Here is a 15,813-nt window from a genome sequence, read left to right as displayed (position 1 = left end):
ATCCCAATGACCCAAAGTTTCCGCGGTGGCAAGTGATCGAGCCGAATTATTCCGCTGCCGGCTTCTCGAACGCGGCGGAAAATTCCAGCTCCACATCGTCCGATATCACCGGGATGCCGAAGGCGATGCCGAAGTCCGACCGTTTGATCACACCGCGTCCTTCGAACCCGACGGTTTCGGCTTTGGTCATCGGATTGGGGCCGGTGCCCGTGAAGCGGGCGTAGAGCGCCACTTCCCTGGTCACCCCGTTCAGCGTCAGATCGCCGACGATGTCCGCCGTCATTCCGCCGGGGCTGACTTGGACCGACTTCGAGACGAATCGCGCCGGGGTCGGCTCGGGGCCGAAGAAGTCGGGTGTGCCGCCGTCCTTGGCGGGGCGCAGCAGGTGCTCGCGCAGATCCTCGCTTGCGACGGTGACGCTGGCGACCGGGATGGTGACATCGACCGACGATTGGGCCGGATTGGCGGGATCGAGCTGCAGCGTCCCTTCGACGTCGCCGAAGATGCCGAAGTAGTCGTTGAAGCCGAAATGGTTGACCCGCCACTGGACCATGCTGTGCGCCGGATCGGCGACATAGGCGCCGCGGGTGATCTTGCTTGGATCGACGACGCCCGGCACCTCGGGCGGCGCATCCTGCGCGCCGAGCGTGGTCAGGGCCGAGAGGCCGAGCGTTGCCGCGCCGATCGCGGCGATCCAGGTCGTCTTCGTCATCTCGCGTCTCCGAATGCTGGCGGCACGGAGAATGCCGTCAGTTCTTCTCCTTGTCGACCAGCTTGTTCTTGCCGATCCAGGGCATCATCGCCCGCAGGCGCGCGCCGGTCTGTTCTATGGGGTGCGCCTCGGCCGCCTTGCGTGCGGCCTTGAGCTCGGGTTGGCCGGCGCGGTTGTCGAGGACGAAGTTCTTGACGAAGCGGCCCGACTGGATGTCGGCGAGCACGCGCTTCATTTCCGCCTTGGTCTCCTCGGTGATGATCCGCGGGCCGGTGCTGATGTCGCCGTACTCGGCGGTGTTGCTGATCGAGTACCGCATGTTGGCGATCCCGCCTTCATAGAGCAGGTCCACGATCAGCTTGGTTTCGTGGAGGCACTCGAAGTAGGCCATCTCGGGTGCGTAGCCCGCCTCGACCAGCGTCTCGAACCCCGCCTGGATCAGGTGCGTGATGCCGCCGCAGAGCACGGCCTGCTCGCCGAAGAGGTCGGTCTCGCACTCTTCCTTGAAGTTCGTCTCGATGATCCCGCTGCGGCCGCCGCCGACGCCGCTGGCATAGGCGAGGGCGATGTCGTGCGCGTTGCCGGTCGCATCCTGGTGGACCGCGATCAGGCACGGCACGCCGCCGCCGCGCTGGTACTCGCTGCGCACGGTGTGGCCCGGGCCCTTCGGCGCGATCATGATTACGTCTATGTCCTTCGGCGCCTCGATCAGGCCGAAGTGGATGTTGAGCCCGTGGGCGAAGGCGAGGGCGCTGCCCGGCTTCATGTTGCCCGCGAGATCGTTCTCCCAGATCGCGGCCTGATGCTCGTCGGGAGCGAGGATCATGAGCACGTCGGCCCACTTCGCCGCTTCGCTGTTCGACATGACGGTGAAGCCGGCGCCTTCCGCCTTCTTGGCGGTGGACGAGCCCTCGCGCAGCGCGATCGCGACCTCTTTCACGCCCGAATCGCGCAGGTTCTGCGCGTGTGCGTGGCCCTGACTGCCGTAGCCGAGCACGGCGATCTTCTTGTTGGCGATCAGGTTCAGGTCGGCATCGGCGTCGTAGTAGACTTTCATGATCTTCAATTCCTCACTCACAGAAACCGTCATGCTGAACTTGCTTCAGCATCCATTCCGCCGCGTGCGTCGCGCTAGAGGACGGATGGACCCTGAAACAAGTTCAGGGTGACGAGAAAAACTTGGCGTCGCTTTAGGCCCCCTGCGCCCCGCGCATCATGCCCACGATGCCGGTGCGGCCGACTTCGACCAGCCCGAGCTCGCGCATCAGCCCGACGAAGCTGTCGACCTTCTCCGGCGTGCCGGTGATCTCGAAGATGAAGCTCTCGGTCGTCGTGTCGACGGGGCGGGCGCGGAAGATGTCGGCGAGGCGCAGCGCCTCGACCCGCTTCTCTCCCGTGCCCGCGACCTTGACCAGCGCCAGCTCGCGCTCGACGTGCGGGCCTTCCTCGGTCAGGTCGACGACCTTGTGCACCGGCACCAGTCGGTCGAGCTGCGCGTGGATCTGGTCGATCACCTCGGGCGGACCGTTGGTGACGATGGTGATCCGGCTGACGGCGTGGTTCTCGGTAATGTCGGCCACGGTCAGGCTGTCGATGTTGTATCCACGCGCGGTGAACAGCCCCGCGATCTTCGCGAGAATCCCGGCCTCGTTGTCAACGGTGATCGCCAGTACATGGCGCTGCGATTCGGCTTCCTTGATCAGCATCACACCAGCGCCTTCGCTTCGTCGTCCATCGTGCCGCTGACGAGATCGCCGTAGAGCAGCATGTCGGTGTGCGCCGCGCCGCTGGGGATCATCGGGAAGCAGTTCGCCTCCTTCGATACGAGACAGTCGACCACGACCGGACCGTCATGCTCGATCATCGCAAGGATGCCGGCGTCGAGATCGGCTTCGTTCTCGATGCGGATACCCTTCCAGCCGTAGGCTTCGGCGAGCTTCACGAAATCGGGCAGGCTGTCGGAGTACGAGTTCGAATAGCGGCTCTCGTAGGTCAGTTCCTGCCACTGGCGGACCATGCCCATGTACTCGTTGTTGAGGATGAAGATCTTGACCGGCAGGCGATACTGGCTCGCGGTGCCGAGTTCCTGGATGTTCATCTGGATCGAGGCCTCGCCCGCGATGTCGATCACCAGCGCTTGCGGGTTACCGAGCTGCGCGCCAATCGCGGCGGGCAGGCCGTAGCCCATTGTGCCGAGGCCGCCGCTGGTGAGCCAGCGGTTGGGATCGGAGAAGCCGAAGTACTGCGCGGCCCACATCTGGTGCTGACCAACCTCGGTCGAGATGATCGGGCGGCGGTCGCGGGTGAGGGCGAAGAGCCGCTCGATCGCCTTCTGAGGCATGATCTCGGTGCTGCTCGGCGGATAGGCGAGGCACTCGCAGGCGCGCCAGCCGGCGATGCGGGCCTTCCATTCGCCGAGATCGCGCGGGCGGCGAACGCCCCAGGCGGCAGTTAGTTGACGTAACACATGCGTGCAGTCACCGAGTATGGCGAGGTCGACCGGCACCGTCTTGTTGATCGAACTTCTGTCAATATCGATGTGTATCTTCTTGGAATCCGGAGAGAACGCGTCGAGGCGTCCGGTCACGCGGTCGTCGAAGCGGGCGCCGATGCAGACCATCAGGTCGCAGCGGTTCATCGCCATGTTGGCTTCGTAGGTCCCGTGCATGCCGAGCATGCCGAGCCAGTCGGGATGATCCGACGGAAAGGCGCCGAGGCCCATCAGCGTGCTCGTGACGGGCGCGCCGGTCAGGTCCTGCAGGCGGCGCAGCAGCGCGCTCGCCTCGGGACCCGAGTTGATGACGCCGCCCCCGGTGTAGAAGATCGGGCGCTCGGCCGCGGCCAGCATCTCGACCGCCTGCGAGATCTCGTCCGCTTCGCCTTCCACCGGCGGTGCATAGCGCGAGGAGGGAAGGGGGGCGGTGTCCTGGTCGTCCCAGCTTGCGAGCGCGATCTGGACGTCCTTCGGAATGTCGATCACCACCGGACCGGGCCGCCCCGTCGTGGCGATGCGGAAGGCTTCCTCGATCGTCGCACGGAGCTGCGTCGGGTCCTTCACCAGATAGTTGTGCTTGGTGCAGTGGCGCGTGATGCCGACCGTATCGGCTTCCTGGAACGCGTCCGTCCCGATCAGCGCCGTCGGTACCTGACCGGTAATGACGACCATGGGAATCGAATCCATGAACGCGTCGGCAATGCCGGTCACCGCATTGGTCGCACCGGGGCCGGAGGTGACGAGCACCACGCCCGGCTTGCCGGTCGAGCGCGCATAGCCTTCGGCCGCGTGTGCTGCGCCGGCCTCGTGGCGGACGAGGATATGGCGGACGCGCGTATCGGCGAAGAGCTCATCATAGATCGGTAGCACCGCGCCGCCGGGATAGCCGAAGACGAATTCGACACCCTCCCGCACCAGGCATTCGATCAGGATGGATGCGCCGCTGCGCTCCTCCGCCATTGTCCGACCCTTTCCTTCTCAACTTCGTCATACGCCGAAAAAGATCGACCCGGCGCGGAGGGGGTGTTCGCGCCGGGTCAAACTGTTCACTTCCGTCCGCCTATGCGACAGAATATGATATGTCAAGAGCTATGGGCGAAATAATGATGCGAATTGAGCCTCAAGATCATTCCGAAGTGACTCGATCCGCATCCATTCTTGCGGAGGCTGGCGGCGGAACCAGGTGTACTGGCGCTTGGCGTAGTTGCGCGTCGCCTGCTGCCCAGCGGCGATCATGTCCGCGCGCGAACGCTCGCCCCGTAGCCAAGACGCGATTTCGCGCACGCCGATTGCCCGCATGACCGGCAGCATGGGATCGAGCCCGCGCGCCAGCAGCGCCTGGACCTCCTCGATCGCACCCGATTCGATCATCGTCTCGAAGCGCCGGTCGCAGCGTTCGTAGAGCCACACACGATCGGGCAGCAGCACCAGCGGATGGAGCGCGACCGCACCGCCGATTCCGCCTTCGCGCAGCGTCTGCCAGTGCGCGAGCGTGCGCCCGGTGGAGCGGACGACTTCGAGCGCGCGGGCGATGCGCGTCGCATCGGCAGGAGCGAGCTGCGCGGCGCGCTCGGGGTCGAGCGCCGCAAGCTCGGCATGCGCATCGTTCACCGGCATGGCACGAATCTTTTCCCGGATTTCCGGAGCGATCGGCGGCACGGGCGCGATTCCGTCGATCAGGGTACGAAGATAGAGCCCGGTCCCACCGACCAGGATCGGCACGCCGCCGCACGCGTGCAGCTCCGCGATTTCGGCCTTCGCGCGCGCGGCCCAGTCCGCGGCCGAGCAGGCCTCGGCCCCATCCCACGCGCCGAACAGGCGGTGCGGCACGCCCGCCATCTCCTCTTCGGAAGGCCGCGCGCTGAGCACGCGCAGGTCGCGATAGACTTGCGCGCTGTCAGCATTGATCACTGCGGCCGGCCGGCCGTGCTCCATCAGTGCGCACCCCAGGCGCACGGCGAGATCGCTCTTGCCGCTCGCGGTCGGCCCTGCGATGAGCGCCACCGGCGGCCGTTCGCGGCGGGATTTCGGAGAATTTGCGGTGCTCATCGCCCGGCTGATAGCAGACCCGGTAAACCTTGAAACACGCCTCGACCGCGCGACCGCCGCGCTCGAGCGCGAGGGGATGCGCGTGGCCGTGGCGCAGATGCTCGACTTCTGCGGCGACGTGTTGGAAATCGGATTGCCCGAAGGCGACGCAGCGGCGCTTCGTGCGATCCTCGACGAGCATTTCGCGCCCGCCGATCTGCTCGTTTCCGAACGCGAGATGGCGGTGCCCGACCTGTTCGTCTCGGACATGGATTCGACGATGATCGGGCAGGAGTGCATCGACGAACTCGCCGACTTCGCCGGGTTCAAGGAGCGCGTCGCGGCGATCACCGAGCGGGCGATGCAGGGAGAGCTCGACTTCGCCAGCGCGCTCGCCGAACGCGTCGGGCTGCTCGCGGGTCTTTCGGAAGAAACGATCGCCACCTGTCTTACCGAGCGCATTCGGCCGATGGAGGGCGCGCGAACCCTGGTTTCGACCCTGAAGGCCAAAGGCTGCCGCACCGTGTTGGTGACCGGCGGCTTCCATCACTTCGCCGATCCTGTGGCGGAGGAGATCGGCTTCGAGCACGTCGTCGGCAACCGCCTCGCCGTCGCCGACGGCAAGCTGACCGGCACGCTCGCGGGCGCGATCACCGACAGTTCGGTGAAGGAGCGCGTGCTGCGCGAGGAAGCGGCGACGATCGGCCCCGACGCCACCAGCCTCGCCGCCGGGGACGGAGCGAACGACATCCCGATGCTGCGCGCGGCGACCTGGGGTCTGGCCTACCGCGCCAAGCCGAAAGCGCGGGAGGCGGCGGACGGGTGGATCGATCGAGGGGATCTGACAGCGGTGCTGGAACTGCTCGGCGTCCTGCATGAGGAATGGGTGAGCGGATAGGGCGCGCGCGAGCCGCCTCCCGTCGCACGAAGCCCTTCCCGAGTCCCAGCGGAGGCTGGGACCTCGTGCTATCGGGCGAAGCGCCAGCGGCCTGAGGCCCCTGCCTTCGCAGGGGCTCGCGAAAGGCTGCCACCGGAACTCCCTTTCAATTTGCAACTGAAATGCTACACTAACAAGTGTGTCAGTAAGGGGCGACGCGATGACCGAAGTGCAGACCCTGCCGCATGCCGATCCGAACGCCGCCTGTGCGAGCGACGGCACGCTGTTCCGCAATCCTGCGCGGCCGGAGGCGAAGCGCGATGTCGGCAAGGCGCTTCATCACTTTCGCGAGCTGCTGAAGGACAAGGAAGATACCGAGCAAGTCTTCCACATCTACGATGCGTTGCCGTCAAAGACTTTCCTGCCGCGCGCCCGTGCGCTTACGCTGAGTCCGAAAGGAGAGGAATTGCGCGCGAGCGAGCCGTTCCTCCCGCCGATCCTCGACGACCACGACGCGCTGCGGCAGCTGCCCGCGGGTAGCGTCGCCCATGCATACGTCGATTTCATGGAGCGCGAGGGGCTGACCGCGGCGGGCCTCGTCGCGGAATCGGACAAGATGGGCCGGCCGAAGTACGGCGATCTCATCGAATGGTACGGCTTCCGCCAGCGCGACACGCACGACCTGATGCACGTCCTCACCGGCTATGGCCGCGATGCGTTGGGAGAGCAGTGCGTGCTGCTGTTCACTCACGGGCAGAGCCCGAGCCACGGGCACCTGTTGCTAGGCTACGCCGGCGCGTTCAACATCAAGAAGCAGGTCAAGAGCAGGGCACCGGTCTACCGGGCTGTGCGCGAAGCACATCGGATCGGCAAGGCCTGCCCGTCGATCGTCGAGATGTCGGTGCGCGAACTGCTTGCCATGGACCTGCAAGACGCGCGGCAGAAGCTGCATATTACCGTGCCGAAATGGTATCGTCGCTGCCATGAAGTATGGCGCAGCGAGGGCGTCGATCCCTACGATCTACTCGACAAGGAGCTGACGAAGAAGATGGCGACCTAGCCCTCCAATGGTCCGCAGTTGGCCTTCGACCGACTAGCTCGTTTTGCGTCTCCAGCGCGCCGTGATCCACGCGATCGGAATGCCGACCAGGATGCAGTGCGAGAACAGCGCGTTGCCTACGTTCCATGCGATCTCGCCCGCGCTGTCGCCTGCGTAAGCCGCAGGCGGCCATTGTTCGGGCCAGCGCAGCGGACGGACGATCCAGTACATGACGACCCACAGCAGCAGGCCGTAGAGCAGTCCGGCCACGATCGGATGACGCAGCGTCACGGAAAAGTTCGGCGCTATCCACACGTACACGGCGACCATCGCCAGCATGATGACAAAGTGCGTCAGCAGCCCGAGCGGCGCACCGGCACCGGCTGCGCTCTCGTACATTTCGTCGCCGAACGGCCCGCTGGCGACGAACTGGAGGACCTGCGTTGGCGTGACGCCTGCCATGCCGGCGAAAACGAAGGCCGAGAGGATGTCGAGTGTCCCGGCGATCAGCCATGCGATGATTACCGTACGGGTCATCCAGGGCACCCCTTCCCACGCGACCTGACCATGCGCGCCGCACCTCTTAACCGTTCGCGCTGAGCTTGTCGAAGCACCGCTCTTTCTTCGGGCGGGCGCCAGAAAAAGGGACAGCCGTTCGACAAGCTCGGGGCGAACGGAGGAGAATATGAAGCGAGCGAGGCCGGAGCGGGCCTAACCCTCCATCCAATCGCGGAAGAAGCTCTGGTGCGCTTCGCGCAGGTCGGTCAGCGAAACGCCCAGCAGCGTGTCGCCGCCGACGGTGCCGAGGCGGCGGAAACCGATCATCGCGGTCTCGGCGTTCTCGGTGCCCTTGGCGAGCGCTTTATTGAGTGCGTCGGTATCGGGCACGGTCACGACATAACGGCCCTGATCCTCACCGAACCACCACTGCGCCGCGGTGTAGGCGTCGTTGCCGCCGACCTCGGCGCCGATCCCGCCCGCCAGCGCCATCTCTGCCAGCGCAACCGCAAGGCCGCCGTCGGAAATATCGTGCACCGCGTTCACCAGCCCGTCGGCAATGAGCTGGCGCACGATCTCGCCCGCGTTGCGCTCGATGGTCAGATCGGTGGGCGGCGCGCGGCCTTCGTCGCGACCGTGAATCTCGCGCAGCCACAGCGACTTGCCGAGATGCGAGCGAGTCGGGTCGGGTTTGGCCCAGTATTCCGCCGCGACGAGGTAGATGACGTCGCCCTCGTTCTTGAACGGCATCGTCATCATGCGGCCGTAGTCCTCGATCACGCCGACGCCGCCGATCGCGGGGGTCGGCAGGATCGCGCTGCCGCCGCCGGTCGCCTTGCTCTCGTTGTAGAGGCTGACGTTGCCGCTCACGATCGGGAAGTCGAGCACGCGGCAGGCGTCGCCCATGCCTTCCAGGCAGCCGGTGAACTGGGCCATGATCTCGGGCCGCTGGGGGTTCGCGAAATTGAGGCAGTTGGTCACCGCCAGCGGTCGTGCGCCGACCGCGCAGAGGTTGCGGTAGGCCTCGGCGATCGCCTGCTTGCCGCCTTCATAAGGGTCGGCGTAGCAGTAGCGGGGCGTGCAGTCGGTGGTCATCGCCAGCGCCTTGCGCGTGCCGTGGACGCGGACCACGCCGGCATCGCCGCCGGTCTGGAGCGTGTCGGCGCCGACCTGGCTGTCGTACTGCTCGGCGATCCAGCGGCGCGAGGCGAGGTCGGGGCAGGCCATCAGCTTGAGCAGGTGCGCGCCGACGTCGGCGCTCTCGGGCACGTCGGCGAGCGGCTTGATCTGGGCCCAGGCCTTGTAGTCCTCACGGCTCATCGCCGGGCGGTCGTAAAGCGGCGCGTCAGCCGCGAGCGGGCCGAGCGGGATGTCGCACACGATCTCGCCGTCGAATTCGAGCACCATGTGCTGGGTGTCGGTGACTTCGCCGATGACCGCAAAGTCGAGCTCCCACTTGCGGAAGATCTCCTCGGCCATGGCCTCCTTGCCGGGCTTGAGGACCATGAGCATCCGCTCCTGGCTCTCGCTCAGCATCATCTCGTAGGGCGTCATGCCCTCTTCGCGGCAGGGCACCTTGTTCATGTCGAGCCGAATGCCGGCCTTGCCGTTGGTCGCCATTTCGACGCTGGAGGATGTGAGGCCGGCGGCGCCCATGTCCTGGATCGCGACGATCGCGTCGGTCGCCATGAGCTCGAGGCAGGCTTCGATCAGCAGCTTCTCCGTGAACGGATCGCCGACCTGCACCGTGGGGCGCTTCTCCTCGGCATCCTCGCCGAAGTCTGCGCTCGCCATGGTCGCGCCGTGGATGCCGTCACGTCCGGTCTTGGAGCCGACGTAGACGATCGGATTGCCGACGCCGGTCGCGGCCGAATAGAAGATCTTGTCGCTGTCTGCGACGCCCACCGTCATCGCATTGACGAGGATGTTGCCGTCGTAGGCCGGGTGGAAATTCGTTTCTCCGCCGACCGTCGGCACGCCCACGCAGTTGCCGTAGCCCCCGATGCCCGCGACGACGCCCTGCACGAGGTGCTTCATCTTCGGGTGATCGGGGCGGCCGAAGCGCAGCGCGTTCATGTTCGCGACGGGGCGCGCGCCCATCGTGAACACGTCGCGCAGGATGCCGCCGACGCCGGTCGCCGCGCCCTGATAGGGCTCGATATAACTGGGGTGGTTGTGGCTCTCCATCTTGAAGATCGCGGCCTGACCGTCGCCGATGTCGATCACGCCCGCGTTCTCGCCCGGGCCGCAGATAACCCACGGCGCTTCGGTCGGCAGTTTCTTCAGATGGATGCGTGAGCTCTTGTAGCTGCAGTGCTCGGACCACATGACGGAGAATATGCCGAGCTCGACAAGGTTCGGCTCGCGGCCCAGCGCGTGCAGGACGCGCTCGTATTCCTCGGGGCTGAGGCCGTGCTGCTCGACGACTTCGGGGGTGATCGCGGACTCGGAAGTAGCCATGCGCGCGCCCTTAGCCTTGGTATGCCCGCGCCGCCAGTCCTACGCGCATCCGCCCTACATCCGTTCGCCCTGAGCTTGTCGAAGGGCCGCCCTTTTCTTCAGGCGCTGCGCTCAAAGAAAGGGCGGTGCTTCGACAGGCTCAGCACGAACGGGGAGGAGAGCGAGGAGCCGGGCGTCCACATCGGCGCTGCGGCGGACAATCCACATCATGCGCCTTCTCCCCCGCCTGCTGCCTTGACCAAGCCGGAGGCGCCCGCCAATGCTCTCGCGCATGACCGAGGCTGCGCCCGAAATCGCCGAAATGTCCTTCGAAGACGCGCTGCGCGCGCTGGAGGAGATCGTGAGGAAGCTGGAGGGCGGCGAAGTGCCGCTCGACGATTCGATCACGCTCTACGAACACGGCGAGCAGTTGCGCCGGCATTGCCAGGCGCGGCTCGACGCGGCGCAGGCGCGGATCGAGAAGATCGTGACCGGCCCGGACGGCCAGCCGCGCGGCACCGCACCGTTCGGCGGGGACGGCTGACGTGCAACTGGTCGGCGATCGGGGGGACGTACTTTCCGCAAGCCTCGCCCGGATTCAGCGCGAGGTGGACGCCGCGTTCGAAGAGTTCCTGCCGCTCCCCGACGACACCCGCGCCCGCCTGGTCGAGGCGATGCGCTATGCCGCGATCGGCGGCGGCAAGCGGGTTCGCCCGCTGCTGGTGATGGCGACGGCCGGCATGTACGGCGTCGCGCGCGAGACGGCGGTGAAAGCCGGATGCGCGGTCGAGGCGATCCACGTCTATTCGCTGATCCACGACGACTTGCCTTGCATGGACGACGACGATCTGCGCCACGGTAAGCCGACGCTGCACAAGGCTTTCGACGAGGCGACCGCCGTGCTCGCCGGCGACGCGCTTCACGCGCTCGCGTTCGAAATTCTTTCGATGCCGGAAACGGTCAGCGATCCCTTCGTCCGCGCCGAACTCATCGCAACGCTGGCCGGCGCAAGCGGCATGGGCGGCATGGCCGGCGGGCAGATGATGGACATGGTCGCCGCGCAGCAGGATTATGATCTGCGCGCCATCACGCGGCTGCAGCAGCTCAAGACCGGTGCGCTGCTTACGGCCGCCGTGGAAATGGGTGCAATCCTGGGCCGTGTGCCGGCCGATGCGCGGGGTCATCTGCGCAACTACGCCCGGGACGTCGGGCTCGCCTTCCAGATCGCGGACGACTTGCTCGACCACGAGGGGGACGAAGCCAAGGCGGGCAAGGCGCTACGCAAGGATGACGAGAAGGGCAAGCAGACCTTCGTGACGCTGATGGGCGCCGAAAAGGCGCGCGACCAGGCGCATGCGCTGGTCGAACAGGCGATCGGCCACCTCGCGCCCCATGGCCCTGAGGCCGATCTGCTGCGCGCGCTGGCCCGCTTTATCGTGGAGAGAGACAGGTGACTGAACGCATTGGCGTCTATCCGGGCACGTTCGACCCGATCACGCTCGGGCATGCCGATATCATCCGGCGCGGGGCGAAGCTGGTCGACCGGCTGATTATCGGAGTGACGACCAATCCCTCGAAGAACCCGATGTTTTCGCCCGAGGAGCGGATGGGGATGGTGCGGCGCGAGGTCGCCTCGCTCGGGCTCGGCAACGTGGACGTGGTCGGGTTCAATGCGTTGTTGATGAAGTTTGCGCGGGCGCAGGGCGCGAGCATGATCGTGCGCGGCCTGCGCGCCGTGGCCGACTTCGAATACGAATATCAGATGGCGGGCATGAACCAGCAGCTCGACGACGAGATAGAGACGGTGTTCCTAATGGCCGACGTCTCGCTTCAGCCGATCGCGTCGAAGCTGGTTAAGGAGATCGCGTTGTTCGGGGGCGACATCTCCCCGTTCGTCAGCCCCGCGGTATGCGACGAGGTAATCGCGCGGGTCGAGAAAATTGGCCGGCGGGGGGATTACTGATCGGTCCTCCAAAATGTCCCGCCGCGCATCATTCATTGAACCGACAGTCCCCCGGCGCTAGACGCTGCCGCCGAAGTTGCCTGAAAGACGGAATACTCATGATCAGACGCCTGATTGCCGCCGGCGCCCTGCTGTCGCTGCTTGCCGCCCCCACCATCGCCGCCGCACAGGACGACGACGTGCTGGAGGACTCCGCGGCCGCGATGGAGGAAGATGCCACTGCGCAAGCAGTGGCCACGCCGGTCTATGCGCCGATCAACTACAATGTCGAGGAGGACCGGGAGAATATCCTCCTGCTCGACCTCTCGACCGGGCAGCGGGTCGCTATCCGTCTGATGCCGAGCTGGGCCCCCAATCATGTCGAGCGGATCAAGACGTTGACCCGGCAAGGCTTCTATGATGGCGTGATCTTTCACCGCGTGATCGACGGCTTCATGGCGCAGACCGGCGACCCGACGGGAACGGGGCAGGGCGGTTCCCAGCTCCCCGATCTGGAGGAAGAATTCAATCCGATGCCGCACTTGCGCGGCACCGTCGCGATGGCCCGCGCCCAGTCCGAGGACAGCGCCAACAGCCAGTTCTTCATCGTCTTCTATCCACGCTTCAGCCTCGACAAGCGGTATACCAACTTCGGGCGCGTGATTGCGGGGATGGATGCGGTGGATGCGATCGAGCGGGGCGAGCCGCCGGCCAATCCGACCAGGATTCTCCAGGCCTCGATCGCCGCCGACAACAAACCGCAGCGCATGCCGCAACCGCAGGTGCCACAGACGCAGGAAATCACTGCCGATATGCTGAGCGCGCCCGTCGAGGAATAACGGCTCCGGTGTATTTTGACGTCATCGCCGTCCAGTGCGGGGATGACGAAGCGGGAGCGGCCGTCTAAGCGCGCGCGATGCGTGTCGAGCTCTTCGATTTCGATCTTCCTCAGGACCTGATTGCGCTGCGCCCGGCGGTGCCGCGGGATTCCGCGCGCATGCTGGTCGTGCCGGGCGAGGGCGCCTTTGCGGATCGGGTGGTACGCGATTTGCCCGACTTTCTCGAACCGGGCGACGTGCTCGTGTTCAACGACACCCGCGTCATTCCAGCACAGCTCGAAGGGCGCCGGGGCAAGGCGCGGATCGGCGCGACGCTGCACAAGCGGATGGATCTCAGGCGCTGGCAGGCCTTCGTGCGGAATGCCAAGCGGCTGCGCGAAGGAGACCGCGTCGAATTCGGCGCGGGCGTGACGGCCATCGCCGAGACACGTCACGACGACGGCAGCTTCACACTCGCCTTCGAGGGCGAGGAGCCCGTCGAGGTATTGCTCGAGCGCGCCGGCCGCATGCCGCTCCCGCCCTATATCGCCCAACGCCGCGAAACCGACGAGCGCGACCGAACCGACTACCAGACAATGTTCGCCGCGCGTGACGGCGCTGTGGCGGCACCGACCGCGGCGCTCCATTTCACGCCCGACCTGCTTGCGCGTCTCGAACAGCGCGGCATCGCCACCGAGACGCTGACCCTGCACGTCGGCGCTGGCACGTTCCTGCCGGTCAAGGCCGAGGACACCGACGAGCACCGGATGCACGCCGAATGGGGGAGGATCGACGCGGCGACTGCAGATAGGCTCAATGCCGCACGGCAAAGTGGCCGGCGTGTGATCGCTGTCGGCACGACCAGTTTGCGGCTGCTGGAGAGCGCAGCGGGGGACGACGGCACGATCCGTGCCTTCGAAGGCGACACGGCGATCTTCATCACCCCGGGCTACACCTTCCGCGCGATCGACGGGCTGATGACCAACTTCCATCTGCCGAAGTCGACCCTGTTCATGCTGGTCAGCGCGCTGATGGGGCGCGAGCGGATGCAGGCCGCTTATGCGCATGCGGTCGCGGAGAAGTATCGCTTCTACAGCTATGGGGATTCCTCGCTGCTGCTGCCCTGATTAACACTTGGCAAGTGCGGCCGCTGCGGCAATGTTCCGCAGCCCATGAAACCGATTCCCCAACCCATCCTCGACATCCGCGGGCTGACCAAGGTTTATCCCGGCGGCCTCAAAGCACTCGACAGTGTCGATCTGGAGATCCGCAAGGGCGAGATCTTCGCGCTGCTTGGCCCCAACGGAGCGGGCAAGACGACGTTGATCGGCGCAGTCTGCGGCATGGTCCGCATCAGTTCCGGGACGATCAACGCATTCGGCGAAGACCTGGCGCGCCACTGGCGCAGTGCGCGACAGCGCATTGGTCTCGTCCCGCAGGAGCTGGGGTTCGATATGTTCGATACCGTCGAGCGTCAGGTTGGTTATTCGCGCGGACTGTTCGGTCGCGCGCCCGATGCAAGCCGGGTCGAGGAAGTGCTGCGCTCGCTGAGCTTGTGGGAGAAGCGCGGCGAGGAAATCCGCAAACTGTCGGGCGGAATGAAGCGCCGCGTGCTGATCGCCAAGGCGCTCGCGCACGATCCCGAACTGCTGTTCCTCGACGAGCCCACCGCCGGCGTGGACGTCGAGCTGCGGCGCGACATGTGGCGCCAGATCGGCGCCCTCCGCGAGCAGGGCGTCACGGTTATTCTCACCACCCACTATATCGAGGAGGCTGAGGAAATGGCCGACCGTGTCGGCGTGATCGACAAGGGCCGCCTGCTGCTGGTGGACGAGAAGGACGAGATGATGAAGCGCCTCGGCCGGACCGAGGCGCATTTCACGCTGGCCGCGCAGCTCTCCGAGCTTCCGCCTGCACTGCGCGACTATCCAGTCACGCTCGCCGAGGACGGTCGCACCGTATGCTACCGTGGCGGCGACGGGACCGGGAAGGGCAAGGCGGAAGTGGCGGCAGTGGCAACAGCGCTGGTTCAGAGCGGGATCGTTTTTACCGCGCTGGATCAGAGGGAATCCAGCCTGGAGGACATCTTCGTCGGCCTCGTGGAGCAGCAGGGGTTGGCGGCATGATCAACTGGCGTTCCACTTTCGCGATCTACCGGAACGAGCTGTCGCGCTTTCGCCGCACGGTGTTCGGTTCAATCGTTTCCCCGGTCCTTACGACCAGCCTCTACTTCATAGTTTTCGGCGCGGCGATCGGTGGGCGTATCAACGAAGTCGGCGGGGTCGAGTACGGCGCGTTCATCGTACCGGGCCTGCTGATGCTGACGCTGCTGTCCGAAAGCACCAGCAATGCGAGCTTCGGCATCTACATGCCGCGCTTCACCGGCGCGATCTACGAGTTGCTCTCCGCGCCGGTGGGCGTGGCGGAGACATTGCTCGGCTTCGTCGGCGCTGCGGCGACCAAGAGCCTGATCCTCGCGGCGATCATTCTCACGACCGCACTGATCTTCGTCGACTATTCGATTGCGCATCCCCTGTTCGCGCTGGTCTACATCATGCTCGTGGCGGCGAGCTTCTCACTGCTCGGCTTCATCCTCGGAGTCTGGGCGGAAGGGTTCGAGAAACTCCAGATGGTCCCGCTGCTGATCCTGACCCCGCTGACCTTCCTCGGCGGCACGTTCTACTCGATCGATATGCTGCCGAGCCCGTGGGACAAGATCGCGCTGGCGAACCCGATCGTCTACCTGGTCAACGGGCTGCGCTGGACGTTCTACGGTCACTCCGACGTGTCGATTGGCGTCTCGCTCGGCCTGACACTGGCGTTCCTCGCAATCTGCGTGGCAGTCATCGCAGTGATCTTCCGCACGGGCTGGCGCCTCCGGTCATGACACGCTAACCCGATCTGGCGATGTTCCAACGATCCCCCTCTTGTGTCGCGGCGGGCGTCGCCGCTGTTGTTCTCGCGTC

The 15,813-nt window shown here is 65.7% G+C and carries 16 protein-coding genes; 9 read left to right on the top strand and 7 right to left on the bottom strand.

All coding sequences use genetic code 11. The annotated features are described in order from the left end of the window. Window positions 1–46 precede the first annotated feature (46 nt). The 5 genes from ETX26_RS05885 to miaA all read right to left on the bottom strand — a co-directional run bounded on the left by ETX26_RS05885 (window position 47) and on the right by miaA (window position 5,255). On the bottom strand, window positions 47–712 hold the full coding sequence (locus ETX26_RS05885; protein ID WP_129523712.1) for a YceI family protein: 666 nt from the start codon (window positions 710–712) through the stop codon (window positions 47–49). A 37-nt stretch (window positions 713–749) separates the two neighbouring features. Further along, window positions 750–1,769 carry a ketol-acid reductoisomerase gene (gene ilvC / locus ETX26_RS05880; RefSeq protein ID WP_129523711.1) on the bottom strand — a complete coding sequence of 340 codons (1,020 nt, stop codon included), beginning with the start codon at window positions 1,767–1,769 and terminating at the stop codon, window positions 750–752. 133 nt (window positions 1,770–1,902) lie between these two features. Continuing rightward, window positions 1,903–2,418: an acetolactate synthase small subunit gene (gene ilvN, locus ETX26_RS05875; RefSeq protein ID WP_129523710.1), complete on the bottom strand. Its 516-nt coding sequence runs from the start codon at window positions 2,416–2,418 to the stop codon at window positions 1,903–1,905. Continuing rightward, on the bottom strand, window positions 2,418–4,166 hold the full coding sequence (gene ilvB, locus ETX26_RS05870; protein WP_129523709.1) for a biosynthetic-type acetolactate synthase large subunit: 1,749 nt from the start codon (window positions 4,164–4,166) through the stop codon (window positions 2,418–2,420). Before ilvB ends, ilvN begins: the two co-directional genes overlap by 1 nt. Window positions 4,167–4,295: 129 nt before the next feature. Continuing rightward, window positions 4,296–5,255 carry a tRNA (adenosine(37)-N6)-dimethylallyltransferase MiaA gene (gene miaA / locus ETX26_RS05865; RefSeq protein ID WP_129523708.1) on the bottom strand — a complete coding sequence of 320 codons (960 nt, stop codon included), beginning with the start codon at window positions 5,253–5,255 and terminating at the stop codon, window positions 4,296–4,298. Between miaA and serB the strand changes: the two genes are divergently transcribed. Together serB and ETX26_RS05855 are read left to right on the top strand one after the other, a co-directional pair. Further along, on the top strand, window positions 5,200–6,132 hold the full coding sequence (gene serB / locus ETX26_RS05860) for a phosphoserine phosphatase SerB (RefSeq protein WP_191984685.1): 933 nt from the start codon (window positions 5,200–5,202) through the stop codon (window positions 6,130–6,132). The two genes, miaA and serB, sit on opposite strands and share 56 nt — an antisense overlap. Before the next feature lie 199 nt (window positions 6,133–6,331). Next, the gene (locus tag ETX26_RS05855) at window positions 6,332–7,171 is read left to right on the top strand and encodes a Coq4 family protein (protein WP_129523706.1); all 840 of its coding nucleotides are present in this window, start codon (window positions 6,332–6,334) and stop codon (window positions 7,169–7,171) included. Between the two features lie 33 nt (window positions 7,172–7,204). Here the strand turns inward: ETX26_RS05855 and ETX26_RS05850 are convergent, their stop codons facing one another. Both ETX26_RS05850 and purL read right to left on the bottom strand, forming a co-directional pair. Continuing rightward, window positions 7,205–7,687, bottom strand: coding sequence for a hypothetical protein (locus ETX26_RS05850; protein WP_129523705.1), 483 nt, complete (start codon window positions 7,685–7,687; stop codon window positions 7,205–7,207). Between the two features lie 174 nt (window positions 7,688–7,861). Further along, window positions 7,862–10,108, bottom strand: a complete 2,247-nt coding sequence (purL, locus tag ETX26_RS05845; RefSeq protein ID WP_129523704.1) for a phosphoribosylformylglycinamidine synthase subunit PurL — start codon at window positions 10,106–10,108, stop codon at window positions 7,862–7,864. Window positions 10,109–10,379: 271 nt separating this feature from the next. Between purL and ETX26_RS05840 the strand changes: the two genes are divergently transcribed. The 7 genes from ETX26_RS05840 (at window position 10,380) to ETX26_RS05810 (ending at window position 15,734) form a co-directional block, all read left to right on the top strand. Continuing rightward, window positions 10,380–10,631, top strand: a complete 252-nt coding sequence (locus ETX26_RS05840; RefSeq protein ID WP_129523703.1) for an exodeoxyribonuclease VII small subunit — start codon at window positions 10,380–10,382, stop codon at window positions 10,629–10,631. Window positions 10,632–10,638: 7 nt separating this feature from the next. Next, window positions 10,639–11,541 carry a polyprenyl synthetase family protein gene (locus ETX26_RS05835; protein WP_404825281.1) on the top strand — a complete coding sequence of 301 codons (903 nt, stop codon included), beginning with the start codon at window positions 10,639–10,641 and terminating at the stop codon, window positions 11,539–11,541. After that, complete coding sequence (gene coaD / locus ETX26_RS05830; protein ID WP_129523701.1) at window positions 11,538–12,050, top strand: pantetheine-phosphate adenylyltransferase; 513 nt, start codon at window positions 11,538–11,540, stop codon at window positions 12,048–12,050. The genes ETX26_RS05835 and coaD overlap by 4 nt, the downstream gene beginning before the upstream one ends. A gap of 98 nt (window positions 12,051–12,148) precedes the next feature. Beyond that, window positions 12,149–12,868 carry a peptidylprolyl isomerase gene (locus ETX26_RS05825; protein ID WP_129523700.1) on the top strand — a complete coding sequence of 240 codons (720 nt, stop codon included), beginning with the start codon at window positions 12,149–12,151 and terminating at the stop codon, window positions 12,866–12,868. A 77-nt stretch (window positions 12,869–12,945) separates the two neighbouring features. Continuing rightward, on the top strand, window positions 12,946–13,974 hold the full coding sequence (gene queA, locus ETX26_RS05820; RefSeq protein ID WP_129523699.1) for a tRNA preQ1(34) S-adenosylmethionine ribosyltransferase-isomerase QueA: 1,029 nt from the start codon (window positions 12,946–12,948) through the stop codon (window positions 13,972–13,974). Window positions 13,975–14,028: 54 nt separating this feature from the next. Continuing rightward, window positions 14,029–14,973: an ABC transporter ATP-binding protein gene (locus ETX26_RS05815; RefSeq protein ID WP_129524170.1), complete on the top strand. Its 945-nt coding sequence runs from the start codon at window positions 14,029–14,031 to the stop codon at window positions 14,971–14,973. Continuing rightward, window positions 14,970–15,734: an ABC transporter permease gene (locus tag ETX26_RS05810; protein WP_129523698.1), complete on the top strand. Its 765-nt coding sequence runs from the start codon at window positions 14,970–14,972 to the stop codon at window positions 15,732–15,734. The genes ETX26_RS05815 and ETX26_RS05810 overlap by 4 nt, the downstream gene beginning before the upstream one ends. The last annotated feature ends 79 nt before the right edge of the window (window positions 15,735–15,813 follow it).

The organism is Pelagerythrobacter rhizovicinus (genome assembly GCF_004135625.1).
In the GTDB taxonomy this organism is placed as follows: domain Bacteria; phylum Pseudomonadota; class Alphaproteobacteria; order Sphingomonadales; family Sphingomonadaceae; genus Pelagerythrobacter; species Pelagerythrobacter rhizovicinus.
This window is presented reverse-complemented; position numbering and strand designations above follow the sequence as displayed.